This window comes from Nocardia sp. Marseille-Q1738 (assembly GCF_965283145.1).
In genome coordinates, this window is sequence record NZ_CBDIMS010000001.1 from 368,478 (window position 1) to 394,268 (window position 25,791).

Sequence of the window (25,791 nt, forward strand, 5' to 3'; positions counted from 1 at the left end):
TCTGTGACTTGAAGCGCGGTTCAAGTCAAGGAGCCAAGATGACCGACGTCCTGCTCGACATCGCCGAGGTGGCCGAACACACCGGCCTCGCCCCCTCCGCCTTGCGCTTCTACGAGAAACGCGGACTCGTCGCCGCGACCGGCCGCAACGGCCTGCGCCGCACCTACCACCCCGACGTCCTCGGCCGCCTCGCCCTCATCACCTGCGCCCGAGACGCCGGTTTCACCCTCGCCGAAATCGGCCGCTTCCTCCGCGCCTCCCCCACCGACGCCGAACTACGCGCCCGCATGGCCGAGAAAGCGAACCAACTCGACGAAGACATCGCCCGCCTCATCCGCATGCGCGACAGCCTCCGCCACGCCTCCACTTGCACCCACGACCCGCTGGTCGAATGCCCGGATTTCAAGTCCACCTTCGACCCCACCACCGAGCCGGTGTGACGCTCGAGTCGATCGGGACAGCCTTGCCGTCGATGACTTCGAACGGTTCACTGGCGACGCCGTACTTGTCGACTGCGGACCACGTCCCATCATGGTGCTCCATCCATGCTGCGGGACCGTCCCGCACATCCTCCCTGAGCCAGTCCACGATTACTCCTCCGCCAATCCGAAGCTATAGGCCGCTGCGGACAGGTACTGCTTGCAACCGGGACCATGGCCGGAGTGGATATTCGCGACGAATCGGGCCTGCTCGAGCGATCGGAATGAGCCGTCTATCGCACAATCTCGGTGCGTCATCCGCCAGTGGTCGGCGTCGGCGAACGAGATGGTCATCGGTCGGCCTTCTTGCTCGACGCGCTGGATGATCTCGAATGCATCGACCGAGTTGTCAGGTTCGCCCCCGCGGTCGATGAGCCATGGCAGGACGTACCAAACGATCCACAGCCCGAACAGGACTGCGACTACAACGACAATGGTGGTGACGAGTTCGGCGGGCATCGACATGACCTCTTGGTGAATTCGATTGTTGTCGCCGCCAGCTCGACATAGCCGCAGGCAGAGCGACGATTACGAGGAGATTGTGGTTTCCGCGATGCCCTGTGCTCGATACCCCAGCAGGTATCTCATTGTGAGATATATGCTTTGACGGCATGGAGACGAGGTACGGGGGAATCGACGTCCCTGCTGGGGTCTGGCACAAACCCGAGATGGATGCGCTCCTACGCCGACGCGATGTATCGCAGCTACGCGGATCAGATCGATGTGCTGGCAGTGCGCGGCCTGGGACTTCTCGCGCTGAATGACTCGCTGCTGCGTGGAGTGCTGCTCAAACGGACCAGCACCGTCAGTGTCCGAGCCCTCCTGCTGGACCCTGATTCGGAAGCGACCGGTGTCCGCGCCGCAGAGATCGGCGAATCGAGGCCGTCATTCGCCGCCGGGATCAATCTGGCCCTGGCACGAACGTCAGAGTTTCACGACCATCCTTTCGTCGAACTGCAAGTCGCTGTATACGACACGCTGCCGACGTGGCGGATGCTGGTCTTCGATCAGACGCTGTACTTGTCCGCGTTCGGTGCGTCAGCAGAAGGGCATCGCTCAGGCATGTACAAACTTACGGCCGCGACCAACGGCGTCCTACACGCCGGATTTCTGCGGCAATTCGAACAGATGTGGCGCCAGGCACGACCGATCGAGAGAGGATCGGTGACATGATCGAGGCCGAACTCAAGGCTCGGGTCCATGACGTCGAGTCAGTGCAAGCCGCACTCTCGTCGCGAGGGGACGGTCAGCACTCGACCTATCACGACACCTACTACGATCTGGCGGATCGACGGCTGTCGTCGGAAGGCCGTGAACTGCGATTGCGGACCATCACCACAGGAAACGGGCGGCGATCCCTGCTGACGTACAAGGAACCCGCAGTCGACACGGTCAGCGGGTCCAAGCCGGAATATGAAACCGAAGTGGCAGACGCGGCAGTAATCGATGCGGTACTGCGCGGCCTTGGACTCACCGAGTTGGTCAGCTTCGAAAAGCATTGCGTCAATTATCGATTCGCGTCCGGCGGTCGCGATCTGCTCGCCACTGTCGTGACAGTGCCCGAATTGGAGGGCACGTTCATCGAGCTGGAAACCCTTGCGCCCGAACCGGAGCTGACCGAAGCATTGAAGATCGTTCGGACCACACTCCATCAGCTGGGGATCACGGAAAACGATCTCACCACCGAGCAGTACACGGATGCGGTGCTGGCTACTCGAACTGCGCCGGGGCCGCCTTGATGAACCAGTTGATGATTTCCTCGCCAGCGAGGATGCCGGTGGCGCGGGTGACAGTGAGGTTCGGGTGGGTCCAGTTGAGTTGTTCCAGTTCGCCGTGGCGGGGGCGGATGGCGGAGTCGGCGGCGCGCAGCATTTCGGCGTCGAGGGCGCCGTCTCCCGCGGCGAGGGTTTTCGCGTCGTCGGCGAGTTCACCGCTTTCCCAGAGGCGTTTGCGGACTTCGTCGACCGCGCGGCTCTTGCAGACGGCCAGCGGCATGGTGTAGATCTTGCGGCCCTGCTGGGAGGCCGACCAGCCGCGCGCACGGCACCAGTCGTCCCATTCGGCGAGAAATCCATCGGGGACCGACTTCGGCTTCACCACCAGATAGCAGAACAAGTGGTCGGCCACGCGGAACTTGGTCACCCACGAATCATCGATGCGGGTCTGAAGTTCCCTGGTCACCTCCGAGAGGGTGGCGCCGCCCGCGCGAACTTGGGCGTCGATGTCGATGCGCCAGCTCAGATCGGGAATGCCGTCGACGAGGATGTTCCCGCCATTGCTGGTGATCGCATACCGCCACGGCGCCCCAGGTAGTTGAATGCGCCCGAACTGTTTGATGGTGCGGGTGGTGGTGGGAATGACGGCGGCCGGTTCGGTCAGGGATTGCATCCGCAGCGCCGCGGTGGTGGTCATGAACGACAGCGGCGCCCCTTCGAGATGCTCCACACAGACCGTCGGCACGTCGGCGGTGGTGCTGAAGGCGTTACGCGAGTAGATCATCGTCCGGTCCAGGTCGGTCGCGATCAGCGCACGTCTTCGCTGCACTCTCCGAGATAGGTTCACTGCTGCACGTCCTTGATCAATCCCATACACGAATATGCCAGGTCATCGACGACTTCCACAGGAACCCCACGGGCGGCGGCGAGCAACCGGATATGCGCGTGCTCCGGCGCGTCCGCCTCGCGGACCAGCACCAGCCACGGAACTCGCCGCAACAGCACCCGGGTCGTCTCGCCGACGCCGGGCTTCACGAAGTTGACGCCGGCGATGCCGTACCGCTGCCTGACCTTCTCCACCGACGCCCAGCCGGTCCAGGTGGGCGTGCGGTCGCTCGCGCGGATCGCGGCCACTTCGGCCGCCACCCGATCGCGGACCGCGTCGAAGGCGCCGCTCACGGTGTCGAGCAGCCGACCGGACACATCGTCACCGGCCAGCTCCCGGTAGAACTTGGCGCCGTGGAAATCGCCGGGTCCGATCAGCGTGTCGTTCAGCACGGTGCGCGAGATCAGGCCGGAGACCGTGGAATTCAGGCAGGCCGAGGCGATCAGGAAGTCGTCGCGGGTGCCGTAGGTGCGCACGCAGTGCCCAGGATCGGCCAGCACGGCCAGCTCGTCGTCGAATCGTGCACCCCCGGCCGCACGGTAGGCGTCCAGCGCCTCGGTGAGCTCGCGGGTGATCGCGCCCTTGCCGGTCCATCCGTCCACGAACACGACGGAGTCCGGGTCGTGGTGCTCGGCCAGATAGTCCAGCGCCACCGCATCAATGCCGCGGTCCCGCACGATGGACACCGCGTAGTGCGGCACCGCGAGGCTCGGCCGCCGCGCGTGCAGCCAGCGGCGCATCAGGATGCCGACCGGCGTGCCCGCCCGCGCCAGCGACACCAGCACGATGTCCTCGCCGCGTTCGGCGATGACCAGTTCCGACACGGTCGCGACGGCGAGCGCGAGCCGCTCGGCACTGGCCGTGAGCACCTCGTCGAACAGCGCCCGGTATTGCGCGTCCGGTTGGTATTCGATCGGCAGCGATTCCGCGTAGTGCGCCTGACCGGCTTGGATCTTCCGTTCCCGCTCGGCGATGTCGCGCTCCAGATCGACATCGGACAGGTCCTTCAGTAACCAGGAAACCTCTTCGGCGGCATAGGATCCGAACTCCGGACCGTGCAGCGGAACAGGCAACGCACCCACCCTCGTGGTCGTCATAGTCGGCTCCCGTTCCCTGTTCCCGGCGACTCGGCGCGTTCCGCGTGCAGTCGCCGCGGGTCGGCTTCTCGCAGCACCGCGAGCAGCACGTCGGCACCGGAGGCGGTAAGCACGTCGATCAATCCGCCCTCGGCCCGTAGCTGTGCGGTGTCGGCGGGCGAGTCGACCACGACGACGAGCACCGGATCGGACACGGGACCGTCGCCCTCCGCGCCGCTGTCGACGCCGTCATCGGTGATCGCGACATCCTCGTCGCCCGAAGCCGCGTCGGCGACCAGTACGCCGAGCCCCGCCATATCCGCTTCGAAAAGGTCCAGCGAATCATCGGGCCAGTGCGCGTTGTACAGGTAGCGCGGCGCGGTGTCGCCGGGCTCCGGCGCGACGAACCGGAACCCGCGTCGCAAGGGATATCCCGGCTCGTCCAGCACATACGCGGGCGATCGCGTGGTGGTTTGAAAGCGCGTCGGCGTACCGGTTTCGGCGAGCAGCGCCGCCAGCCGCAGCGGCAGATACATCAGCTCCTCGTGACCGAGCACGATAGCGGGCCGACCAGCGAAATCAGCGTCGAGCCGCGCGGTCAACACCTCGGCCGCGGCGATCAGCGCCGCCTCGAACGCCTCGGTGTCGGACGCGAGTATCCCGTGCCTGCCGCCCTCCGGTACCGAAGCCGGCCAGGGCAGTTCCATCCGCCGGAACGAGCCGGGATGACCGGCGGCCGGGTTGAGCAGGGGCTCGGGGAGCGCGCCGACCGCGTCGACCAGTCCGTCGGGCAGCGTCGCCCGTCCGGTGGCGAGACAAACCGTGTCGATGCGCGCACCGAGTTGGGCCGCGGCCGCGTCGAATTCGGCGCGGTCGGCCGCACCGCGCAGGTCGACCAGTGACGCCAGCACGTAATGCGACCGCGGCGAAAAGGCGTGCAGCGCGCGCACCGCGTCGATCGCCGTTGCGCCGGTGGAGATTTCGTCGTCCACCAGCACCAGCGGCAGATCGTTGACGAAGATGTCGGCCGGCGCCGGTTGCAGCAGATGCGAGGTGGCGTGCGAATGTCCCTCCTCGAACCCGGCGAGGGTCTGCGCATGCGGCACCTCGCGACGGGTCGAGTGGAGATAACAGCTCGCGCCGATCCGCGCCGCCACGCAGTGGCCCAGTCCCGTCGCGGTCTCGGCGAACCCGAGCACCACCGCTTCGCGTTCGCCGAGCACCTCGCGCACCAGATCACCGAGGTGATCGCCCGCTCCGAGCACCACCCGCGGATCGGTCGGGAGATGCTTGCCGAGCACGGTGGACACCAGCAGGTGCGCACGGCGCGGATTGTTGTGGCGAATCCCCGGCCGGATCAGCGCCGTGATCGGCAGCCGGGCCGAGCGCAGGCAATCCGCGTCACGCTCGGCATCATGATGCAAGCAGATACCGAGAGTTCTGGTCGCCCATGGTATTTCGTTGTGTCCGAACTCGGTCGCCGTCCGGCTCATACGGTGACCAACGCCGTCAATAGATCCACGAACGACACTCCCTTGTTCGCCACGCCGAACACCCTGGCGCGCAACAGGGTCTGCCGCGCCCAACTGCGGTGCGGCCGCATCTCGTTCATCTTGTTCCGGTAGCCAGAGGCCGCCACGCCGCCGACATCGGCCCGCAGAATGTCCAGCGCGTCCGAGTACTCCTCGTGCGTCACCACCGACAGCGCGTGCACGGCGGCCACATGCGACGGATGGATCACCGTCTTGCCCTGAATGCCGTTGGCGCGATCCAAAGTGATCTCCCGCAGCAATCCGTCCAAGTCCCGGCTGACCAGGTACTGCCGGAACGGCACGGCGTCGGATTCCTCGAACGGCGCGGTGCGCAGCAGCGGCCGGAACATCCGCTCGTGGTCGGCGAAGTACTCCCACACCGGGCCGGTGATGACGAAACCCGTTCCGTCCGCGCGCCCCAGATAGTTCACGATGTCGGCGATGACGTCGGCGACCACCCGCACGTCGTAGATGGTCAGGTCGCGATCGCGCCGGATGCCGAAGGTCGAGCACATGTCCGTCGCGCCGACCCGCACCGCGAGCACTCGGTCCCGATCCGCGGCCAGCAGCGCCGCGATCTGCGTGAGTTCGTAGTCGCGGGTCTCCCGGTGCACCAGGCACGGCGACTCCAGCACCGGCATCCCGTACAGCGGCCGGTCCACACGCTGGGTGGCCACGTTCAAGGCGTTGAGGTACTTCGGTCCGGAAACACTGTCGAACTTCGGGAACACGAACCCGGTCAGTGCCCGCGCCCCCGGGCCCAGCTGCTCGATGAGCTCGGTGATCGTGTCCGCGTCGCGCACCCGTACGAACAGCAGCGGATTGGCGTCGTGACCGGCCGCGAGCAGATCGAGCGCGGCGACGGTCTGCTGTTTGGCGTACTCCACCTCGTCGTCGGCGACCGCGTCCTCGAGATCGATGACCATCGAACACACCCCGTGCTCGGCCCGTTTACTGATCGTCAGGGCCAGATCGGGCCTGGTCGCGGGCGCATATAGCGTCGCACCGAGCCCGATCGCGAGTAATTCCCGATCCGTGCGGTCGCTGGCGAACGGTTCGGGCTGCCGGTGAAAAAGACGCCTCGCCTCTGGGCCGTGCAATTGCCGGAAGTGGCGCAGCGGCATTCGCTTCCGCAGGGAAACCTCCTGCTGGACGGCGATGCCTGCGGTCATCGTTGCCCCATCCTCATTCTCGTCGTGGTCCTGCTTGTTTTCTCATTCGATCCACTATCCCGGCTATGAATTCGGTGACGGCATCCAATTCCGCCACATAGGCCCAGTAGTCGGGGTGACGCCCCGACAGTGTTTCGCTGATTCGGTCGATCCGTGCCGCCTGCGCGTCGAGCACCGATCCCCATTCGGCGACCAGCCCGCGGCTCACCGCGAGCATTTGCGCATCCCGCAGCCGGAATCGTACGGCCTTGGCGTGTTCTTGCGGGTCAGCCCGGATCGCGCGCAGCAAGGTGAGCCGCTTGGGGACGGCATCTACCTGCTGCTCGGCCTCGGCGAGGAACCCGCGCGCGGATGTGGTCAGATCAAGTGCAAACTCCGGGTTGTTTTCCGTCGCTGCCGCACGCGCCCTGCCCAGAGCCGCCTCCGCGGCCTCGATGGCTCGCCGACTTTTCCGCTCATTGTCAGCCAGATCCGCCGAACTCGCAGCGTTGAACTCGCGCAGCAGCGACGAGTACGCGGGGCCGATCCCCTCCGCCCTGGTCCGGACGGCGGCGAGACGGGTGGTCACCGAGGTGATCGCGGTCCGCGCCGCGGCGGCCCGAGATGGGGCCTGCGCCAATGCTTCCGCCAACTCCTTGGTGGCGCTCTGCAGCCGGTTCGCGGCCTCGCGCTCGGCGCCAGGTGCGCCGGAGCCGATGGCTTCCAGTGTGACCAGCGCCTCATCCACCGCGGCCGTGCGCTCGCGCACCGAGGGATAATTGGCGAATTCGGATTCGGCGGCCTGTCCGCGCACGGCCGCCGCGGCGAGCTTCACCTGCCGCACCAGCTGCGGCACCGCACCGAGCACGGCAACCGCCTCCTCTAGCCCGCTCCGGTTGCCGCGATAGAACTCGTCGACGGCACCGGCCGCGTCGGTCAGCTGCCGCACCGCGGCATCGACGCGCTGCTGCCCGTGCGGTATCGGCGTGCCGGTCCGCCGCGCGCCGTCCAACTCCTCACTGAGCGCCAGGTAGGTCTCCCCCGCGCCATAACATCTGTCGCGCACCGGCTCCCAGCGCGCGCCCGTCCGCCGTTCCGGAAAAACCTGATCGGCCGCGTGCACCGCCGCGTCGGCCGCGCTCTGCCGCCGATCCATATCGAGAAACGCCGAGGCCAACGCGGTGCGGGCGTGCTCGATCCATTCGTCGTTCTCCGACGACCGGAACCAACCACGCCTTCGGCCTGCCACGCCCCGATGGTAGGAGATCTTCCTGTTCGCCGAGGGTTACGCGGGTTCCTACGCAAGTTCGCGGAAACCTACTACTGTCGTATGGCGTACCCGGCGATTCGGACATGCTGGGAACCAATGACGGACTATTGAAAGGGAATCCCGCATGGGTGTCAGTTTGTCCAAGGGCGGCAATGTCTCGCTGACCAAGGCGGCGCCTAACCTGACTGCTGTTTCGGTCGGCCTCGGGTGGGATGTGCGGACTACCACCGGCACCGACTTCGACCTCGACGCGAGCGCCATCGCGACCGGCGCGGACAAGAAGGTCCTGTCCGACCAGCACTTCGTGTTCTTCAACAACCTGAAGTCCCCGGAAGGCGCGATCGAGCACGTCGGCGACAACCGCACCGGCGAGGGCGAGGGCGACGACGAGGTCATCAACGTCGACCTGGCAAACACCCCGCCCACCATCGAGAGCATCTTCTTCCCGGTCTCGATCTACGACGCCGACTCCCGCTCGCAGTCGTTCGGCCAGGTCCGCAACGCCTACATCCGCGTGGTGGACCGCAGCAACAACGAGGAACTCGCCCGCTACGACCTCACCGAGGACGCGTCGACCGAAACCGCCATGGTCTTCGGCGAGCTGTACCGTAACGGTGCGGAGTGGAAGTTCCGCGCGATCGGCCAGGGCTACGCCTCCGGCCTGGCCGGCATCGCCCGTGACTACGGCGTGAACGTCTAAAGAATTCTTCGCTGTTCGCAGGGGGCCCGGCGACGGGCCCCCTCGTCATGCGACCCAGGCATGCCGGAGTGCCCTGGGAACAGCGTTGGACAACCGGCGATCCAGCGGCCACGCTGGTAGCAACCCTCGCCGACTCGGTTTTACTTCAGGAAAGGTCCCAGCGTGGTCCTGCGCATATTCGGCATGTCCCTCATCGTCACGGTGCTCTCGCTCGTGGTGGCGTTCGTGTACGGCGGCCCGACCGCCTTCGCGCTCGCCGCGATCCTCGGCATCCTCGAGGTCTCGCTGTCGTTCGACAATGCCGTGATCAACGCCACCGTCCTGCAACGCATGAGCGCGTTCTGGCAGCGGATCTTCCTCACCATCGGCGTGCTGATCGCCGTCTTCGGCATGCGCCTGGTCTTCCCGCTGGCCATCGTGTGGATCACGGCCGGGCTGAATCCGGTGGAGGCCTTCGACCTGGCGCTCAACCCGCCACCGAACGACGCGCTGACCTTCCCCGACGGCAGCCCCAGCTACGAGAAACTGCTCACCGACGCGCACCCGCAGATCGCGGCCTTCGGTGGCATGTTCCTGGCGCTGCTGTTCCTCAACTTCATCTTCGAAGAGCGCGAGATCACCTGGCTCGGCTGGCTGGAGCGGCCGCTGGCGAGGGCGGGCAAGCTGAACATGCTCTCCATCGTGGTCGCGGGCACCGGTCTGATCCTGACCGCGGAGTTCGTCTCCGCCGAGGCGCACCGCTCGACCGTCCTGGCGGCCGGCCTGCTGGGCATGATCACCTACATCGTGGTCGACGGCCTCGGTTCGATGTTCCACACCGAGGAACACATCGGAGGGCCGTCCGAGCTGGCCAAGGCCACCGGTAAGGCGGGCTTCTTCCTGTTCCTCTACCTGGAGGTACTCGACGCGTCGTTCTCCTTCGACGGCGTGATCGGCGCGTTCGCCATCACCTCCGACCCGATCATCATCGCGCTTGGCCTCGGCCTGATCGGCGCCATGTTCGTCCGCTCGATCACGGTGTACCTGGTGCGCAAGGGCACGCTGGCGGAATACGTCTACCTGGAGCACGGCGCGCACTGGGCGATCGGCGCGCTGGCGGTGATCCTGCTCGTCTCGATCGGCGTGCACATCAACGAGCTCGTCACCGGTTTGATCGGCGTCGCGTTCATCGGCGCGGCATTCGTCACCAGCATCCTCCGCAACCGCCGCTCGGACGAGGAAGAACTGGACAGCGAACGGGAACCCACGCCGGTAGGCTGATTCCCGGCATGCAGCCGAAGACCCATTGCGGCAGCGGCCCCGTCCCCAGGGATGGCCGCTGCCGCTCTCGTTTGCACAGAGGGGGAGCGCCATGGTGATCGAAGGCAACCCCGGCGGCGTCAACCTGTCCAAGGTGACCCTGTCGAAGGCGACACCGAGCATCAACCTGACCAAGCCGGGCGAACAGCAGGGCACCATGCGGGTGAACCTGAACTGGTCGAGCGGTCCCAAGGGATTCTTCCGCCGCTCCAAGCCGGTCGATCTGGACCTCGGCTGCCTCTACGAACTGTCCAACGGCGCCAAAGGTGTCGTGCAGGCGATCGGTCACAACTTCGGCGCTCTGGACGTCGAGCCCTACATCAAACTCGACGGCGACGATCGCAGCGGTTCGGCCGCGAGCGGCGAGAACATGCACATCAACCTCGCCAGGCCCGAGCTGTTCCGGCGCATCCTGATCTTCGCCTTCATCTACGAGGGCGTGCCCAACTGGGCCGCCGCCGATGGCGTGGTGACCCTCTACCCGACGGCAGGTCCGCAGATCGAGGTCCGGCTCGACTCTCCAGTGGACGGTGCCCGCTCGTGTGCCATCGCCCTGTTGCAGAACCAGGGCGCCGGGATCACCGTGCACCGGGAGGTGCACTACGTCAACGGCGCCCAGCGCGAGATCGACCAGGCCTACCACTGGGGCATGCAGTGGCACAGCGCGCGCAAGTAGGGCGGATCCTAGGAAACCGGAACTAGATCACGGGACCGCGGCGCCGACGGCGACACCGATCGGTACCCGCGCGGCAGCGCCCACAGGAACACGAAGAACAACACCACCAGCAGGCTCGCGCGTCCCCAGACCCCGAATTGGACGATGTTCTGCATCAGCTCGACCGAGGTGCCCGACCCCATCGAGTAGAAGTAGCGGAACACCCCGATCCCGATGGCCGCGTCGGCGACGAGGTAGCCGCCGATCAGCCACCACGGCACCTCGAGCAGCACCAGGAACGGCACCAGCCACAAGGTGTACTGCGGCGAATGCACCTTGTGAAACAGCAGGAATCCACACAGCATCGCACCGCTCACGCCGACCCATCCGAACACGCCGGTCCTCAGGTACCGCTTCCAGCCGAGCCACATGGCCAGCGCGAACGCCACGAGCACCAGCGCGGGGGAGGCGACGGTAACCACCTGCTGGAACGCCGCCTCGCTGTGCGCGTCCGGACCGAACATCGGCCGAAGCCCCCAGTACCAGATGGAATTCGTGGTGATGTCGGCCTGACGCAGCTGCTGGAACGTGATCGACGCTCGCCAGCCCTCGTAACCCGTCAACGCGAACGGCAGGTTGACCGCGACGACGGTTGCGATAGCGGCGGCCGCGGTGAGCAGCGCACCGCGGACGTCCACGCCACGATCGCCCTCATCGGCGTCGCGTTCCACGCCCCCGGTCAGCACATATACCACCAGCGGCAGCACGAAGATCCCCGGATACAGCTTGAGGCAGAACCCGAGCCCGAGTAACACGGCTGCCGCCATTCCCCTGGTGCGCAAGGAAAAGCGGGTCAGCGCCGCCACCACGTAGACGGCCGCTACAGCCATGCACACCACGGGGAGTTCCCAGTTGTGGAAGGCATAGAGCACCAGCGGGGGACCGACCGCCCACAGCAGAGCGGCGCCCCCGGCCAATCGGGCCAACATCCACGCGGTGAGCAGCGCGAAGGGCGCGAGCAGCAGGGCTGAGTAGCGCAGGAACTCCGCATCGTTGTCCGCGCCGACCGCACCGAGCCACATCAGCGCGCCGCTGAGCACCGGATACTCCACTGCTCCGCCGACCAGCGCGCCGTCGTCGGTGATGCCGCCGTGCACGTAGGGAAAGACGTGCTCGTTGATATCCCTGCCGAGCCAAAGGAATTGGATATCCGAGTAGCAGACGTCCGAATCCTTGATGACGTCGAAGACCGTGCTGCGACCATCCCCGTCGAACGGTTCCCCCGCACAGCGCGCCTTGTTCGCATACGCCAAGGCGAGCGTGAGGCCGCACAGCAGCACTACCACCGCTGCCAGCGCCGCAGGGCGCCGCACGCGGCCTGCGGGCAGGTCGCGGGCGGCGAGTCCGGTCGGCATGACACCACCCTAAGCGGCCCCGCCGGACCATGCCGGTGAACCCCGGCGAATACCGCTCAGGTAGCCTGTTCGGGTTGCTGACGCAACGACCCTCCTGCCACGGACCGTCCGTGGCCGTTTCCTAGTCCACAGGAGGTGATTGGTCCGTGCGTCATTACGAAGTGATGGTCATCCTCGAGCCGAGCCTGGACGAGCGCACTGTTGGTCCGTCGCTGGACAACATGCTCAGTGTCGTTCGCACCGAGGGCGGCAAGATCGACAAGGTCGACATCTGGGGCCGCCGCCGGCTCGCCTACGAGATCGCCAAGCACGCCGAGGGCATCTACGCCGTGGTCGACCTGACCGCCGAGCCCGCCACCGTGAGCGAACTCGACCGGCAGCTCGGTCTCAACGAGTCGGTGCTGCGCACCAAGGTTCTGCGCCACGACAAGTAGTCCGGCAACCCTCGTTTGCGTCGGAGCCTGTGCCTAGGCTCTAGCGCAACAGCGAGACGCGGACTGCACACCGAGCAGGAGGAACCACAATGGCAGGCGACACGGTCATCACCGTCATCGGAAATCTGACGGCCGACCCGGAGCTTCGATTCACGCCGGCGGGACAGGCGGTGGCGAATTTCACCGTCGCGTCGACCCCCCGGGTGTTCGACCGTAATTCGAACGAATGGAAAGACGGCGAAGCGCTGTTCCTGCGCTGCAATATCTGGCGCGAAGCCGCGGAGAATGTCGCCGAAAGCCTGACCAGAGGTTCCCGTGTCATCGTGAGCGGACGGCTCAAGCAGCGCTCCTACGAAACCCGCGAGGGCGAGAAGCGCACGGTCGTCGAGCTCGAAGTCGATGAGGTCGGCCCCTCGCTGCGCTACGCCACCGCGAAGGTCAACAAGACCAGCCGCGGCGGCGGGGGCGGCGGCTTCGGGGGCGGCTCCGGCGGCGGTGGCAGCTATGCCTCCTCCGGTGGTGGCGGTGGGCGTTCCGGCGGTGCCGAGGACGACCCTTGGGGCAGTGCGCCCGCGGCCGGCTCCTTCGGGGGCGGCGGCCGCATGGATGACGAACCGCCGTTCTGAGAACGGCCACATCGGCCCGCTCGACTCGGGCCATCAATGATTACGGAGTAAAAGACCATGCCTAAAGCGCCCGCGCGCGAAAAGGTGCTCAAGAAGAAGGCTTGCTCGTTCTGCAAGGAGAGCAAGACCGGAACTGTCTCGATCGATTACAAGGACACGGCGTTGCTGCGCAAGTACGTCAGCGACCGCGGCAAGATCCGCGCCCGCCGCGTCACCGGCAACTGCGTGCAGCACCAGCGCGATGTCGCGGTTGCGGTCAAGAACTCGCGTGAGGTCGCTCTGCTGCCTTACGTGTCGACGGCTCGCTGAGAAAGGGAGGCACGCAAATGAAGTTGATTCTGACTGCAGATGTGGACAACCTCGGTGGCCCCGGCGACACCGTTGAGGTCAAGGACGGTTACGGCCGCAACTACCTGCTGCCGCGCGGCCTGGCGATCGTGGCCACCCGTGGCGCGGAGAAGCAGGTCCAGGGTATCCGCCGGGCGCAGGAAGCCCGCCGGGTCCGCAACCTGGACCACGCCAACGAGCTGAAGCAGGCCCTGGAGGGCCTGGAGTCGGTCTCGCTGACCGTGAAGACCGCCGGCACCGGCAAGCTGTTCGGCTCGGTGACTCAGTCGGACGTCGCTGCCGCGATCAAGACGGCGGGTGGTCCCGTCATCGACAAGCGCAGCATCGAACTGCCGAAGGCACACATCAAGACGACCGGCAAGCACGTCGTCGTGGTGCACCTGCACCCGGATGTGGTGGCGAAGTTCGACCTGACGGTCACGGCTGCCTGATACGGGCATCCCATCGAGGACCACTCCCGTGGCGACACGGGAGTGGTCCTGACTATACCGCGGTCGATAAATAGCTAATTGTTTGCCGATAGACCGCAGCGTCATTCGGGGCATTTGGGCAGCTCATAACCCTGCGGTGGGGCATCGGTTTTTCGAGCCTGTGGATTACCGGCGCAACCGACCGTCCATGCTGTGATTCAAGTCATATTCACCTCACGTGCTGTTAACCCAACACGCCCGGCTGTTCAACTTGGCCGACACGCCGTAACTTCATTAATCCACACGGCGCGAAATGCGGAAATCACTATCTATCTGCGTGTTCAACCGCGCTCACCTGGGTTTTCCCCAAGTTGTACACAGGGGGTGCACATCGTTAGGTGAACTCTCCCCAAGTTATCCACAGCTGTGTGCACAGTCCGGTTTGGTGGGCGACCTCCGGGTCGCCTAGGTTCTTCGCATCGCCGTGTCCCGCCCTGCCCGAACGGCGTGCACGGGCGGGTGCCGCAGCGATAGCTGGACCCCTGGTCAGCGGCGGTGTCGAACATGTCGGTGCCCGGGGGTAGAACGAGTCAACAGGGTGGAACCCGGTCGTGGGGTAGAGAGGACGGTCGAGTCAGGTGACAGCCACCGATGACCGCGGGCACACGGATTTCCCGCCCGAACCCCCCGGCGAAGACTTCGGCCGCCAGCCGCCCCACGATATGGCGGCCGAGCAATCGGTGCTCGGCGGCATGCTGCTGAGCAAGGACGCCATCGCCGATGTGGTCGAGGTGCTCCGCCCCGGCGATTTCTACCGTCCCGCCCACCAGGCCATCTACGACACGATCCTCGATCTCTACGGGCGTGGCGAACCCGCCGACCCGGTCACCGTCGCCGCCGGGCTGGACCGCCGCGGCGAACTGAAGCGCATCGGCGGCGCGCCGTATCTGGTCACGCTCACCCAGACCGTACCCACGGCCGCCAACGCCGGTTATTACGCCGAAATCGTCGCGGAGAAAGCCATTCTGCGCCGCCTGGTCGAGGCGGGCACCCGCATCGTGCAGTACGGCTACGCCGGCGCCGACGGCCAAGATGTCGCCGAGGTCGTCGACCGCGCCCAGGCCGAGGTCTACGAGGTCACCGAGCGCCGCACCAGCGAAGACTTCCTCCCGCTCGAGGAACTGCTCCAGCCGACGATGGACGAGATTGACTCCATCGCCAGCCGCGGCGGCATCTCCCTCGGCGTCCCCACCGGCTTCACCGAACTCGACGAAATCACCAACGGCCTGCACCCGGGACAGATGATCATCGTCGCGGCACGCCCTGGAGTCGGCAAAGCCCTGGCGGTGGACACTCCGCTGCCAACGCCGACCGGATGGACCACGATGGGTGAGATCCAGGTCGGCGACGAATTGCTGGATGCCGACGGCTTTCCCACCCGTGTGGTGGCGGCCACCGAGGTCATGTCCGGACGACCCTGCTACGAAGTCGAGTTTTCCGACGGCTCTGTGCTCGTCGCGGACGAACAGCACCAGTGGCTCACCGAGACCAGATCGTCCCGGCGGTCGAAGCGGACTTTCGCCCAGGTGCGGACCACCGCCGAGATCGCGCGCACGCTGCGATGCGACACGGCCGATCGCCGGCTCAATCACTCGGTCACCAACACCGCTGCGCTACGGCTGCCCGCGCGCACGTTGCCGGTGCCGCCCTACACGCTAGGCGCCTGGCTCGGCGATGGAACATCGGCGGCCGCACAGCTCACGTGTGCCGACCCGGAGATCGTCGTGCGCGTCGAGGCAGAGGGGATCGTCGCCGTGCCGTCGCAGTCGGCGCGGCTGCGTTACCAACTCCGACTGCCTGCCGACGATCCGATTGCCGCTCGCGAGTGCGTAGTGTGTGGACGGGAATTCGTTCCCTTCACCAGCGAGGTCCGCACCTGCGGGCGCTCCTGTGGCGGAAGGGCACGGTTTTATTCGGCTCCGGTGCCCGCGCCCCGCTGCCCGAATTGCGGCGAGCGGTCGATCGGTTTGCGCCTATGCCAAAAATGCCGAAACACCGTGGGCAGTGTGCAGGCGCGGCTGCGGGCACTCGGCGTGCTCGGGAACAAGCACATCCCTATCGAGTACCTTCGGGCCTCCGAACAGCAGCGCCGTGCACTCCTGGCGGGCCTGCTGGACACCGACGGCACCGTCACGCATGGTGGCTCGGTGCAGTTCAGCGCCACCAATGCACGACTCGTCCGGGACGCGCAGGAGCTGATCGTCAGCCTCGGCTACCGCTGCCACGTCTCCACCAAACGAGTCCGCGGTCGGTCCGAAGAATCGTCCACCGCGTACACCATCACCTTCGCCACCGACGACGAGGTATTCGGCCTGCACCGAAAGGCGATGCTGCACAAAGAACGGCGCGCCAGCCGCAGCACCGTCCGATCGAACTCGCGTTTCATCGTCGACGTGCGCCGGATCGACAGCGTTCCGGTGCGCTGCGTCGAAGTGGACAATGCCGACCATCTGTATCTGGCCGGTCGCTCGATGGTCCCGACGCACAATTCCACGCTCGGAATGGATTTCATGCGCAGTTGCTCGATCAAGCACGGCTTGGCGAGCGTTATTTTCTCGTTGGAGATGAGCCGCACCGAGATCGTCATGCGGCTGCTGTCGGCAGAGGCCAAGATCAAGCTCGGCGATATGCGGTCCGGGCGGATGAGTGACGACGACTGGACCAAACTGGCGCGGCGGATGAGTGAAATCAGCGAAGCGCCGCTGTTCGTGGATGATTCGCCGAACCTGACCATGATGGAAATTCGCGCGAAGGCACGACGGCTCAAGCAGCGCCACGACCTCAAACTTGTCGTGGTCGACTACCTCCAGCTGATGACCTCGGGTAAAAAGGTCGAATCCCGCCAGCAGGAAGTCTCGGATTTCTCCCGGAACCTGAAACTGCTGGCGAAGGAACTCGAGGTCCCCGTGGTCGCGATCAGCCAGCTCAACCGAGGTCCCGAACAGCGAACCGACAAGCGCCCCATGGTCTCCGACCTGCGCGAATCCGGCTGCCTACCCGCGTCGACTCGAATCCTGCGTGCCGACACCGGCGGTGAGACGACTCTCGGTGAGCTTCTGGCCAGCGGCGAGCAGCCACTGGTGTGGTCTCTCGACGAACGGATGCGGATGGTCGCCAGGCCGATGGTGAAGGTCTTCCCCAGCGGTCGCAAAGAGGTGTTCCGCCTCCGGCTCGCCTCCGGGCGCGAGGTCGAGGCAACGGGCAATCACCCATTCCTAACCGTCGACGGTTGGATTCCTCTGGAGAAGTTGGCCGTCGGCGACCGGCTCGCCACCCCGCGCCTCGTCCCCGAGCCGGTGCACACCACGCGGATGCCGGACGCCGAGGTGATCCTCCTGGCCCACATGATCGGTGATGGCTCGTGCGTCAAGCGCCAGCCGATCCGGTACGCCAGCATCGACGAGGAAAACCTTGCGGCGGTCACGCAGGCCGCCACTCACTTCGGTGTGACGGCTGTCCGCGATGACTACGCGGCCGCGCGCGTGACTACCCTGCGTTTGCGCGCCCCCCAACGGCTCACCCACGGCAAGCGCAACCCGATTGCCGCATGGCTCGACGAGCTGGGCCTGTTCGGCCTGCGCAGCTACGAGAAGTTCATCCCGCAACAGATTTTCGCACTCCCCAATGATCAGGTCGCCCTGTTCCTGCGTCACCTTTGGGCAACGGATGGCTCAGTGCGCTGGGATGCGAAAGGACGCCAGGCGCGGGTCTACTATGCGTCGACCAGCCGCCGTCTGATCGATGATGTAGCCCAGCTTCTGCTTCGTCTGGGTGTGCACGGCCGAATCAAGAAGGTCCACAAGACCGGCTACCGCGAATGCTGGCATCTCACCATCGACGGCTCGGAGAACCAGACCATCTTCCTGCGCGACATCGGCGTGCACGGCGCACGCGGGCGGTCGGCGCGAGAGGCCCTCGACGAGTTGGAGCCAATGACTCGCAATACGAACGTCGACACGGTCCCACGCGAAGTCTGGTCGAAAGTTCGCACACTCCTCACCGCAAAGAACATGACGCACCGCGAATTCTCGGCGGCGATGGGCTCCCGTTTCTGCGGATCAACCATGTGGAAGCACTCGCCGAGCCGATCTCGGCTTGCCCGCGTGGCGGCCGTGCTGGACGACGTGGAGATCGAGATGTTCGCGACCAATGACGTTTTCTGGGACAAGATCCTCGAAATCACCAGTCTCGGCGAACAAGACGTTTTCGACGGGACGGTGCCCGGCACGCACAATTTTGTGGCACAAGGCATTTCAGCGCATAACAGCCTCGAACAAGATGCGGACATGGTCATCCTTTTGCACCGCCCGGATGCCTTCGAACGCGACGACCCGCGTGGTGGCGAGGCCGACCTGATTCTCGGCAAGCACCGCAACGGGCCGACCGCGACGATTACCGTCGCACACCAACTGCATCTGTCGCGATTCGTGGATATGGCGCGCGGCTGAGCTGGTGGTGGCCGCGGGACAGCCGCACCCGCATGTCTCGGAGCGCCGCGCACCGAAGATCCGGTGCGCGACAGCTCTGACAGGCGGATCAGCCGGGGAGGTCGTCGATTGAGGCGGATTCGTTGCGGGACAGTGTGATGCCGAGATTGGCGGCGGTGCGGTCGATCTCGTCGTCGCCGTGGTGCAATTCGATGGCGGAGCCAGCGGAGAGGACCTCGACGTTGAGGCACAGCGACTGGAGTTCCTTGAGCAAGACCTTGAACGACTCCGGAATGCCCGGCTCCGGAATGTTCTCGCCCTTGACGATCGCCTCGTAGACCTTCACACGACCGACCACGTCGTCGGACTTGATGGTCAGCAGCTCCTGCAGCGTGTACGCCGCACCGTAGGCCTGCATGGCCCAGCACTCCATCTCACCGAAGCGCTGACCACCGAACTGCGCCTTACCACCCAGCGGCTGCTGGGTGATCATCGAGTACGGACCGGTCGAGCGCGCGTGGATCTTGTCGTCGACCAAGTGGTGCAACTTCAGGATGTACATGTAGCCGACCGCCACCGGGTACGGAAAGGGTTCGCCGGTGCGGCCGTCGAATAATGTCGCTTTACCGTCAGCCCCCACTATGACGTCGCCATCGCGGTTGGGCAGCGTCGACGCCAGCAACCCGGCGAGTTCTTCCTCGCGGGCACCGTCGAAGACCGGTGTCGCGAGATTCGTATCCGGGCCCGCCGACAACAACTCCTCGGGCAATCGCTTCGCCCAGTCCGGACGAGTTCCGTCGGCGAGCTGAATATTCCAGCCGGCCTTGCCGATCCAGCCCAGATGGGTTTCCAGGATCTGGCCGATGTTCATACGACGCGGCACACCGTGGGTGTTCAGGATGATGTCCACCGGGGTGCCGTCGGGCAGGAACGGCATGTCCTCGGTCGGCAGGATCTTGCCGATCACACCCTTGTTGCCGTGCCGGCCGGCCAGCTTGTCACCGTCCTGGATCTTGCGCTTCTGCGCCACATACACCCGCACCAACTCGTTCACACCCGGCGGCAGATCATCATCGTCCTCCCGGGAGAACACCCGGATACCGATCACCTTGCCGGACTCACCGTGCGGCACCTTCAACGACGTATCACGCACCTCACGCGCCTTCTCACCGAAGATCGCACGCAGCAACCGCTCCTCCGGAGTCAGCTCGGTCTCACCCTTCGGAGTCACCTTCCCGACCAGAATGTCGCCGTCCCGCACCTCCGCACCGATACGCACGATGCCACGCTCATCCAAATCGGCCAGCACCTCATCGGAGACATTCGGAATATCCCGAGTGATCTCCTCAGCACCCAGCTTCGTGTCACGCGCGTCGATCTCGTGCTCCTCGATATGAATCGAAGTCAGCACATCCTCTTCCACCAGCCGCTGCGACAGGATGATCGCATCCTCGTAGTTGTGACCCTCCCACGGCATGATCGCCACGAGCAGGTTCTTACCCAACGCCATCTCACCGTTATCGGTGCACGGACCATCAGCCAGAACCTGACCGGCCTCCACCCGCTGACCCTCATCCACGATCGGACGCTGGTTCGAGCAAGTGCCCTGGTTCGAGCGGTTGAACTTGCGCATCCGGTAGCTCTTGCGCGTGCCATCGTCGGCCATCACGGTGACGTAGTCGGCGGAAACCTCCTCGACCACACCGGACTTCTCGTTCACCACCACATCACCGGCATCGATCGCGGCACGCAGTTCCATGCCGGTGCCGACCAGCGGCGCTTCGGAACGGATCAGCGGCACGGCCTGCTTTTGCATGTTCGCGCCCATCAGGGCGCGGTTGGCGTCGTCGTGCTCGAGGAACGGAATCATCGCGGTCGCGACCGACACCATCTGACGCGGCGACACATCCATATAATCGACCTCGGCGGAATCAACGAGCTCGACCTCGGAATTCTTGCGACGCACCGCGATTCGCGCATCGACGAAGCGTCCCTCGGCATCGAGCGGCTCATTCGCCTGCGCCACGACATGCAGGTCTTCCTGGTCGGCGGACAGGTAGTCGACCTCGTCGGTTACCTTGCCGTCGATCACTTTTCGGTACGGCGTCTCGATGAAGCCGAACGGATTGACGCGCGCGTACACCGACAGATAACCGATCAGTCCGATATTCGGACCTTCGGGTGTCTCGATCGGGCACATCCGGCCGTAATGGCTGTAATGCACATCCCGGACTTCGAGACCGGCGCGTTCGCGGGTCAGGCCACCCGGCCCGAGCGCCGACAGGCGTCGTTTCTGGGTCAGACTCGCCAGCGGGTTCCGCTGATCCAGGAACTGGGACATCTGCGAGGTTCCGAAGAACTCTTTGATCCCCGCGACGACGGGGCGGATATTCATCAGCGTCTGCGGCGTGATCGCCTCGATATCCTGCGTCGTCATCCGCTCGCGGACCACGCGCTCCATCCGAGACAGCCCCACCCGGAACTGGTTCTGGATCAGCTCGCCGACAGTGCGCAGTCGACGGTTGCCGAAGTGGTCGATGTCGTCCACTTCCACCGGCACCTCGACACCGCCGGGGGCGGTCATGGTCTTGTCGCCCGCGTGCAGACGGATCAGGTACTCGATGATCGTGACGATGTCGTCCTCGGTGAGCACCCGGGATCCGATGACTTCGCCGGTGTGGACGCCGAGTTTCTTGTTGATCTTGTACCGGCCGACGCGCGACAGGTCGTAGCGCTTCTCCTTGAAGAACAGGTTCTCCAACAGGGTCTGCGCCGACTCCTTCGTCGGCGGCTCACCCGGGCGCAGCTTGCGATGAATATCGAGCAGCGCCTCATCGGTGCCCGGCGTGTTGTCCTTCTCCAGGGAGGCCATCATGATCTCGGAGAAACCGAACCGCTCGGTGATCTGCGCACTGGTCCAGCCGAGCGCCTTGAGCAGGACTGTCACGGGTTGACGGCGTTTGCGGTCGATGCGCACGCCGACGGTGTCGCGCTTGTCCACGTCGAATTCCAGCCACGCACCGCGCGACGGGATGACGCGCACACCGTGCAGATCCTTATCCGTGCCCTTGTCGACGGTACGGTCGAAGTAGACACCCGGCGAACGCACCAGCTGCGAGACGACCACACGCTCGGTGCCGTTGATGATGAACGTGCCCTTGTCGGTCATCATCGGGAAATCACCCATGAACACCGTCTGGCTCTTGATCTCACCGGTGTTGTTGTTCATGAACTCCGCGGTGACGAACAGCGGCGCCGCATAGGTCATGTCCTTGTCTTTACATTCCTCGACCGAGGCCTTGACCTCCTCGAAACGGGCCTCGGAGAGCGTCAACGACATCGTCGCGGCGAAGTCCTCGATCGGGCTGATCTCCTCGAGCACCTCCTCCAATCCACCCGCAAGCGAGTCGCCGCGCGCCGCTACCCGTTCGCGCCAGGCGGGCGCACCGATCAACCATTCGAACGAATCGGTCTGGACCTCCAACAACTCCGGAACATCCAGGGGCTCACGGAGTTTGGCGAACGAGACCCGCTTCGACGCCCCCGACATTCCGGCACCGACCTTGTTCTGACTCGAGATTGCCAAGATGCGTCCTTCCAGCACCTCTCGCCGCCCACGCATTCGCGTGGTCGTCACGGTATCTGCTTGTCTGTGGGCTGTATTTCACATTACGCACCGTGCCGGACGCTGCCCGAACATGACTCGACAACAACGCGTAGAGAGTGACACGCGGACACTGCCACTTTCTACAGTCAGTCTTTTCGTATTTCGAGAGTTGGACAGCACGCGACTCGGAGCGAAGCTCCAAATTACACCCGAATTCAACCGATGTCGAGGGCGCGAAAAAACAGGCACACAATTTTCTGTGCCTTCCCGTAGTGATAATGACATCTCGATATGCCGGTCGTCAAGTCTATTAGCGGTAATCCGCCAACGCATTCACACCGGCAGGGAAAAGAGCCCTCGCCACCCGCGACCATCGACAGAGACAGCGCCCATTCCGGCGGCGTTCGGCGAGGTGATCGCGGGGCATGCCGAAGGATGCGACGGCTCGCAACCCTCGGCGGCGCGTCGCCCGAAGCAACAGCAGTCGAGAGCGGGATGGGGAGCGAACGGGCGCCGCATGGTGGCGTGCGCCCTTGGAACGCCTCAGGCGAGTGCGGACCGGAGGTTGCGCTCCAACACTTCGATGCGGTGGCGTTGGAGGTCGATGAATTCCGGCGGGTGGTGGATTTCCACGCTCAGGCGCCCGGCGAAGGTGCTGATGACGCAGGTGCCGCCGCCTGGTTGTTGGGGGCGGCGGCCGGTCAGATCCGGTTTCGCGAGCATGGTGGAGTGGAAGTCGTCGATGCGCAGGGCGTCCTGCTCCGGCAGCTGTGGGATGGTGCCCCAGTTGGTCGCGATCACCACGCCGGGGAGCGCCGGAGGGGGCGCGGCGGCCATGTCAGGGATGTTCAAGGGGGTCCGTTGCACGATGCCCGCGGACAAGCCCGCGTGCAGGGCTTCGCTGATGCCACGGGCCAGGTCGACCAGTGTCACGTCGGCTTCGGGGGACAGGTAATTGGCGAAGCCGAGGACGTTCGTCCCCCCGGTGGCGTCGATTTCGGGACTTACCCTGGATCGTAGGTCGACCGAGTACAGGTAGAGCAGTCCCGTCAGGGGTAGTTCGCGAATCTGGGCCTCGGTCCGCAGCAGCGCCGCCGACACCAAGCCGTGCACCGTGACGTTCTCGCGATGGCCGAGTTCGACCAGCGCCGCGGTCTCGTCTCGGGTGAGCCGGCAACGGGTCGTGCGCAGCACGGGGTACTCGTCCTCGCGCGGCGGCGAAACCGGCGGCGGGGCGGTCGATTCGCCCGCGGGTGGCCCTCCGGGCAGCGCCATCTTCTCGATGCCCCGCGCCGCGAGCAGCTGCTCCACCGGCTCGGGAAACGTGTGCACCGGCAGGTCGAGCGGGCGCCCGGCGGCCGCGTCCCGGTACCCGGCCCACAGCGCGTCCACCACGGCGAAAGCGTGATAGGCGTCGGCGATGCTGTGGTGGATCATGAGCGTCACGCTGGCGGTATCGCCGGCGCGCACCACGCACAAGGCACACACGCTCACGCGCTGATCGAATTTCGCGCCGGTAAGCGGGTTTTCGGGATCCGCGTCGGCGACGAAGATCTCGGGGGTGGCATTCGAGACAGCGAACGCATGCCCGCCCCCATCGGCCACCTCGATGCGGGCGCGCAGGATCGGATGCGCGCGGGCGACGGCCTCGAACGCGGCCGTCAAAGCCGTCAGGTCCAATGGGCCCGATACCCGCGCCGAATAACCGATGAAGACCTCGCCCGCGGCGAACATCTCTTCGCTCGGGGCCAGCCGGCGGATCACGTCGACCACGATCATGCATTCCCTTCGCTCCCGGCGAGACTAGCTCGAACACCGTTGCCCGCGCCGACCATTCGGGAAAATCGTGCGAAGGGGACAGTGGGCCCAGCGGGAACCGGCCTTGTCACGACCGGGAACTGGATCTGTCGGATGATCGGATCATCTGTTTAAGCTCCGAGTGGTCGAAAGCGAGCGGAGCATGTCACCAACCGATCCGATTCTCATCCCTCGGCGCCGATCGGGGGTCGCGCGATGACGCGACGCGGGTGGGCGCTGTTCCTGGCGATGGGCGTGATCTGGGGTGTGCCGTACGCGATGATCCGGATCGCGGTGGAGGATCTCGACCCTATAGTGGTCGCGTTCGGGCGCACCCTGATCGGCGGCCTGCTGCTGTTGCCGATCGCGCTGTACCGCGATGTATTGGCTCCGGTGCTGCGGCGATGGCGGCCGCTGCTGCTCTACACCCTGGTGGAGATCACCGGCCCGTGGTTCCTGATCGGGTATGCGGAGACCACGCTGAACAGCTCGACCGTCGGGTTGCTGATCGCCGCGGTTCCGCTGATCGCCGTGGTGATCGTGACCAAGCTCGGCCACGACCGGTTCGACGCGCGCCGGGTAACCGGCCTGCTCGTGGGATTCGCTGGTGTCGCCGCACTCGTCGGCCTGGATATCGACCTGGGGAATCCGGCGGCCATCGGCGCGATCGGCCTGACGACGATCGGATACGCGGTCGGCCCGATCATCATCAACCGCGCGCTCGCCGACCTGCCTCCGCTCGGTGTGGTCACCGGCTCCCTGCTGCTGGCCGCGGCGATCTACGCCCCGTTGGCGGGCTGGCTGTGGCCATCGCACATCACGGCCGATTCAGCGTGGTCCGTGCTCGGCCTGGCGGTGATCTGCACGGCCGCGGCGTTCCTGTTCTTCTTCGCGCTGATCTCCGAAGTCGGTCCCGCACGCGCCACGGTGATCACCTACATCAACCCGGCGGTGGCGATCCTGCTCGGTGTCATGGCGCTCGACGAGCCGCTGACCGCCGGCATGGCGATCGGCTTCCCGTTGGTCATCCTCGGCTCGATTCTCGGCACCGCGCGCAGCCGCGCCGAGCCGGCCTCCGACGATCGGCCCGTGCCCACCGTTCCCGAGGCGATCGCCCCACTACCCGACAGGTGAAGCGATGCGGGTGTCCGTCATCCACGAGGACAGTCCGGCGGTCGCTCAGACCTTCGATCCGATCGCGTAATACGCTGCTGAGGATGCTGGACACGACCGAAGACCCCAGGGACGAATTCGACGATGTGACCGCAGCGCGCATCGCCTACGACGACGTTGCCGACCTCTATGCCGAGCTCTTCCGGTACCAGCTCGATGGCCAGCCGCTGGACCGGGCGATGCTCGGCGTGTTCGCGGAGTTGGTGGGGGACAACGGTTCCGGGCTCGTGGCGGATCTCGGCTGCGGCCCTGGGCGGGTTGCCGCGCATCTCGCGACCCTCGGTGTGCGGGTGTTCGGGATCGATCTATCGCCGCGGATGGTGGCGCTCGCGCGGGCGGAATTTCCACACCTGTCCTTCGACCAAGGTTCCTTGGAACAGCTACCGATCAGCGACGGGGAACTCGGCGGTATCGTCGCCTGGTATTCCTTGATCCACATCCCGCCGGATCGCGTGCCGCAGGTGTTGGGCGAGTTTTCTCGGGTACTCGCGGACAAAGGCCACCTGCTGCTGGCGTTCCAAACAGCCGATCTGCCCGATGCGGTGGAAGCCTTCGACCACAAGGTGACTCGTGCCTATCGATGGGCGCCGAAACGGCTCGCCCGTCTGCTCACCGATGCCGGGTTCACCACGATCGCCCGTATGGTGCGTGAGCCGAAGCCCGACGAACGGTTCGGACAGGCCTACCTGCTGGCCGCGAAGGTTCGGTGATTCGCCGAACACGACCCGTCC

The 25,791-nt window shown here is 65.4% G+C and carries 22 protein-coding genes; 13 read left to right on the forward strand and 9 right to left on the reverse strand.

Annotated features, from left to right (window positions below; genetic code table 11):
- Positions 1-38: 38 nt before the first annotated feature.
- Positions 39-440, forward strand: coding sequence for a MerR family transcriptional regulator (locus ACWPXK_RS01760; protein ID WP_454194248.1), 402 nt, complete (start codon positions 39-41; stop codon positions 438-440).
- A 150-nt stretch (positions 441-590) separates the two neighbouring features.
- Here the strand turns inward: ACWPXK_RS01760 and ACWPXK_RS01765 are convergent, their stop codons facing one another.
- Positions 591-944, reverse strand: a complete 354-nt coding sequence (locus tag ACWPXK_RS01765) for a hypothetical protein (protein WP_454194249.1) — start codon at positions 942-944, stop codon at positions 591-593.
- 207 nt (positions 945-1,151) lie between these two features.
- Between ACWPXK_RS01765 and ACWPXK_RS01770 the strand changes: the two genes are divergently transcribed.
- Both ACWPXK_RS01770 and cyaB read left to right on the forward strand, forming a co-directional pair.
- Entirely contained in the window at positions 1,152-1,652 is a 501-nt protein-coding gene (locus ACWPXK_RS01770; RefSeq protein WP_454194250.1) for a hypothetical protein, read from the forward strand.
- Entirely contained in the window at positions 1,649-2,218 is a 570-nt protein-coding gene (gene cyaB, locus ACWPXK_RS01775; protein ID WP_454194251.1) for a class IV adenylate cyclase, read from the forward strand. Before ACWPXK_RS01770 ends, cyaB begins: the two co-directional genes overlap by 4 nt.
- Here cyaB and ACWPXK_RS01780 read toward each other — a convergent pair.
- Genes ACWPXK_RS01780 through ACWPXK_RS01800 form a run of 5 tightly spaced genes read right to left on the reverse strand, consistent with a single transcriptional unit; the run spans position 2,190 to position 8,088 of the window.
- On the reverse strand, positions 2,190-2,978 hold the full coding sequence (locus ACWPXK_RS01780) for an HAD family hydrolase (protein ID WP_454195400.1): 789 nt from the start codon (positions 2,976-2,978) through the stop codon (positions 2,190-2,192). The genes cyaB and ACWPXK_RS01780 overlap by 29 nt on opposite strands.
- 59 nt (positions 2,979-3,037) lie before the next feature.
- Positions 3,038-4,153, reverse strand: a complete 1,116-nt coding sequence (locus tag ACWPXK_RS01785; protein WP_454195401.1) for a cysteine protease StiP family protein — start codon at positions 4,151-4,153, stop codon at positions 3,038-3,040.
- Positions 4,154-4,173: 20 nt separating this feature from the next.
- Positions 4,174-5,649, reverse strand: a complete 1,476-nt coding sequence (locus ACWPXK_RS01790) for a phosphoribosyltransferase domain-containing protein (RefSeq protein ID WP_454194252.1) — start codon at positions 5,647-5,649, stop codon at positions 4,174-4,176.
- Positions 5,646-6,860 carry an HpcH/HpaI aldolase/citrate lyase family protein gene (locus ACWPXK_RS01795; protein ID WP_454194253.1) on the reverse strand — a complete coding sequence of 405 codons (1,215 nt, stop codon included), beginning with the start codon at positions 6,858-6,860 and terminating at the stop codon, positions 5,646-5,648. The genes ACWPXK_RS01790 and ACWPXK_RS01795 overlap by 4 nt, the downstream gene beginning before the upstream one ends.
- Positions 6,861-6,873: 13 nt before the next feature.
- A complete protein-coding gene (locus ACWPXK_RS01800; RefSeq protein ID WP_454194254.1) occupies positions 6,874-8,088 on the reverse strand; it encodes a hypothetical protein in 1,215 nt (404 codons plus the stop codon).
- Between the two features lie 145 nt (positions 8,089-8,233).
- Here ACWPXK_RS01800 and ACWPXK_RS01805 point away from each other — a divergent pair, with 145 nt between their 5' ends.
- The 3 genes from ACWPXK_RS01805 (at position 8,234) to ACWPXK_RS01815 (ending at position 10,784) form a co-directional block, all read left to right on the forward strand.
- Positions 8,234-8,809: a TerD family protein gene (locus ACWPXK_RS01805; protein WP_364320715.1), complete on the forward strand. Its 576-nt coding sequence runs from the start codon at positions 8,234-8,236 to the stop codon at positions 8,807-8,809.
- Between the two features lie 162 nt (positions 8,810-8,971).
- Entirely contained in the window at positions 8,972-10,069 is a 1,098-nt protein-coding gene (locus ACWPXK_RS01810; RefSeq protein ID WP_454194255.1) for a DUF475 domain-containing protein, read from the forward strand.
- 91 nt (positions 10,070-10,160) lie between these two features.
- Positions 10,161-10,784 carry a TerD family protein gene (locus tag ACWPXK_RS01815; protein WP_454194256.1) on the forward strand — a complete coding sequence of 208 codons (624 nt, stop codon included), beginning with the start codon at positions 10,161-10,163 and terminating at the stop codon, positions 10,782-10,784.
- 8 nt (positions 10,785-10,792) lie between these two features.
- Here ACWPXK_RS01815 and ACWPXK_RS01820 read toward each other — a convergent pair whose 3' ends face one another.
- Positions 10,793-12,178 (reverse strand): hypothetical protein, encoded by a 1,386-nt coding sequence (locus ACWPXK_RS01820; protein ID WP_454194257.1) that lies wholly within the window; start codon positions 12,176-12,178, stop codon positions 10,793-10,795.
- Between the two features lie 146 nt (positions 12,179-12,324).
- Between ACWPXK_RS01820 and rpsF the strand changes: the two genes are divergently transcribed.
- From rpsF to ACWPXK_RS01845, 5 genes are all read left to right on the forward strand, one after another.
- On the forward strand, positions 12,325-12,612 hold the full coding sequence (gene rpsF, locus ACWPXK_RS01825) for a 30S ribosomal protein S6 (RefSeq protein WP_454194258.1): 288 nt from the start codon (positions 12,325-12,327) through the stop codon (positions 12,610-12,612).
- A gap of 89 nt (positions 12,613-12,701) precedes the next feature.
- Positions 12,702-13,238: a single-stranded DNA-binding protein gene (locus tag ACWPXK_RS01830; RefSeq protein ID WP_454194259.1), complete on the forward strand. Its 537-nt coding sequence runs from the start codon at positions 12,702-12,704 to the stop codon at positions 13,236-13,238.
- A 57-nt stretch (positions 13,239-13,295) separates the two neighbouring features.
- Entirely contained in the window at positions 13,296-13,547 is a 252-nt protein-coding gene (gene rpsR, locus ACWPXK_RS01835; RefSeq protein WP_364320701.1) for a 30S ribosomal protein S18, read from the forward strand.
- Positions 13,548-13,564: 17 nt separating this feature from the next.
- A complete protein-coding gene (rplI, locus tag ACWPXK_RS01840; RefSeq protein ID WP_454194260.1) occupies positions 13,565-14,017 on the forward strand; it encodes a 50S ribosomal protein L9 in 453 nt (150 codons plus the stop codon).
- 701 nt (positions 14,018-14,718) lie between these two features.
- A complete protein-coding gene (locus tag ACWPXK_RS01845) occupies positions 14,719-18,504 on the forward strand; it encodes a replicative DNA helicase (protein WP_454195402.1) in 3,786 nt (1,261 codons plus the stop codon).
- A gap of 88 nt (positions 18,505-18,592) precedes the next feature.
- Here ACWPXK_RS01845 and rpoB read toward each other — a convergent pair whose 3' ends face one another.
- Entirely contained in the window at positions 18,593-22,033 is a 3,441-nt protein-coding gene (rpoB, locus tag ACWPXK_RS01850; protein WP_454195403.1) for a DNA-directed RNA polymerase subunit beta, read from the reverse strand.
- Between the two features lie 600 nt (positions 22,034-22,633).
- On the reverse strand, positions 22,634-23,869 hold the full coding sequence (locus ACWPXK_RS01855) for a phthiocerol/phthiodiolone dimycocerosyl transferase family protein (RefSeq protein WP_454194261.1): 1,236 nt from the start codon (positions 23,867-23,869) through the stop codon (positions 22,634-22,636).
- A 234-nt stretch (positions 23,870-24,103) separates the two neighbouring features.
- Between ACWPXK_RS01855 and ACWPXK_RS01860 the strand changes: the two genes are divergently transcribed.
- The gene (locus ACWPXK_RS01860; protein WP_454194262.1) at positions 24,104-25,021 is read left to right on the forward strand and encodes a DMT family transporter; all 918 of its coding nucleotides are present in this window, start codon (positions 24,104-24,106) and stop codon (positions 25,019-25,021) included.
- Between the two features lie 83 nt (positions 25,022-25,104).
- On the forward strand, positions 25,105-25,770 hold the full coding sequence (locus ACWPXK_RS01865) for a class I SAM-dependent DNA methyltransferase (protein WP_454194263.1): 666 nt from the start codon (positions 25,105-25,107) through the stop codon (positions 25,768-25,770).
- Positions 25,771-25,791 lie beyond the last annotated feature (21 nt).

Bases quoted from the DNA above. Each gene is read 5' to 3' on its own strand.
- rpoB (WP_454195403.1), bottom strand. From the start codon at position 22,033: ATGTCGGGGGCGTCGAAGCGGGTCTCGTTCGCCAAACTCCGTGAGCCC.
- ACWPXK_RS01860 (WP_454194262.1), top strand. From the start codon at position 24,104: ATGACGCGACGCGGGTGGGCGCTGTTCCTGGCGATGGGCGTGATCTGG.
- ACWPXK_RS01820 (WP_454194257.1), bottom strand. From the start codon at position 12,178: ATGCCGACCGGACTCGCCGCCCGCGACCTGCCCGCAGGCCGCGTGCGG.
- ACWPXK_RS01845 (WP_454195402.1), top strand. From the start codon at position 14,719: ATGGCGGCCGAGCAATCGGTGCTCGGCGGCATGCTGCTGAGCAAGGAC.
- ACWPXK_RS01770 (WP_454194250.1), top strand. From the start codon at position 1,152: ATGCGCTCCTACGCCGACGCGATGTATCGCAGCTACGCGGATCAGATC.
- rplI (WP_454194260.1), top strand. From the start codon at position 13,565: ATGAAGTTGATTCTGACTGCAGATGTGGACAACCTCGGTGGCCCCGGC.
- ACWPXK_RS01855 (WP_454194261.1), bottom strand. From the start codon at position 23,869: ATGATCGTGGTCGACGTGATCCGCCGGCTGGCCCCGAGCGAAGAGATG.
- ACWPXK_RS01805 (WP_364320715.1), top strand. From the start codon at position 8,234: ATGGGTGTCAGTTTGTCCAAGGGCGGCAATGTCTCGCTGACCAAGGCG.
- ACWPXK_RS01830 (WP_454194259.1), top strand. From the start codon at position 12,702: ATGGCAGGCGACACGGTCATCACCGTCATCGGAAATCTGACGGCCGAC.
- ACWPXK_RS01865 (WP_454194263.1), top strand. From the start codon at position 25,105: ATGCTGGACACGACCGAAGACCCCAGGGACGAATTCGACGATGTGACC.
- ACWPXK_RS01795 (WP_454194253.1), bottom strand. From the start codon at position 6,860: ATGACCGCAGGCATCGCCGTCCAGCAGGAGGTTTCCCTGCGGAAGCGA.
- cyaB (WP_454194251.1), top strand. From the start codon at position 1,649: ATGATCGAGGCCGAACTCAAGGCTCGGGTCCATGACGTCGAGTCAGTG.
- ACWPXK_RS01760 (WP_454194248.1), top strand. From the start codon at position 39: ATGACCGACGTCCTGCTCGACATCGCCGAGGTGGCCGAACACACCGGC.
- ACWPXK_RS01790 (WP_454194252.1), bottom strand. From the start codon at position 5,649: ATGAGCCGGACGGCGACCGAGTTCGGACACAACGAAATACCATGGGCG.
- ACWPXK_RS01815 (WP_454194256.1), top strand. From the start codon at position 10,161: ATGGTGATCGAAGGCAACCCCGGCGGCGTCAACCTGTCCAAGGTGACC.
- ACWPXK_RS01780 (WP_454195400.1), bottom strand. From the start codon at position 2,978: ATGATCTACTCGCGTAACGCCTTCAGCACCACCGCCGACGTGCCGACG.
- ACWPXK_RS01765 (WP_454194249.1), bottom strand. From the start codon at position 944: ATGTCGATGCCCGCCGAACTCGTCACCACCATTGTCGTTGTAGTCGCA.
- rpsR (WP_364320701.1), top strand. From the start codon at position 13,296: ATGCCTAAAGCGCCCGCGCGCGAAAAGGTGCTCAAGAAGAAGGCTTGC.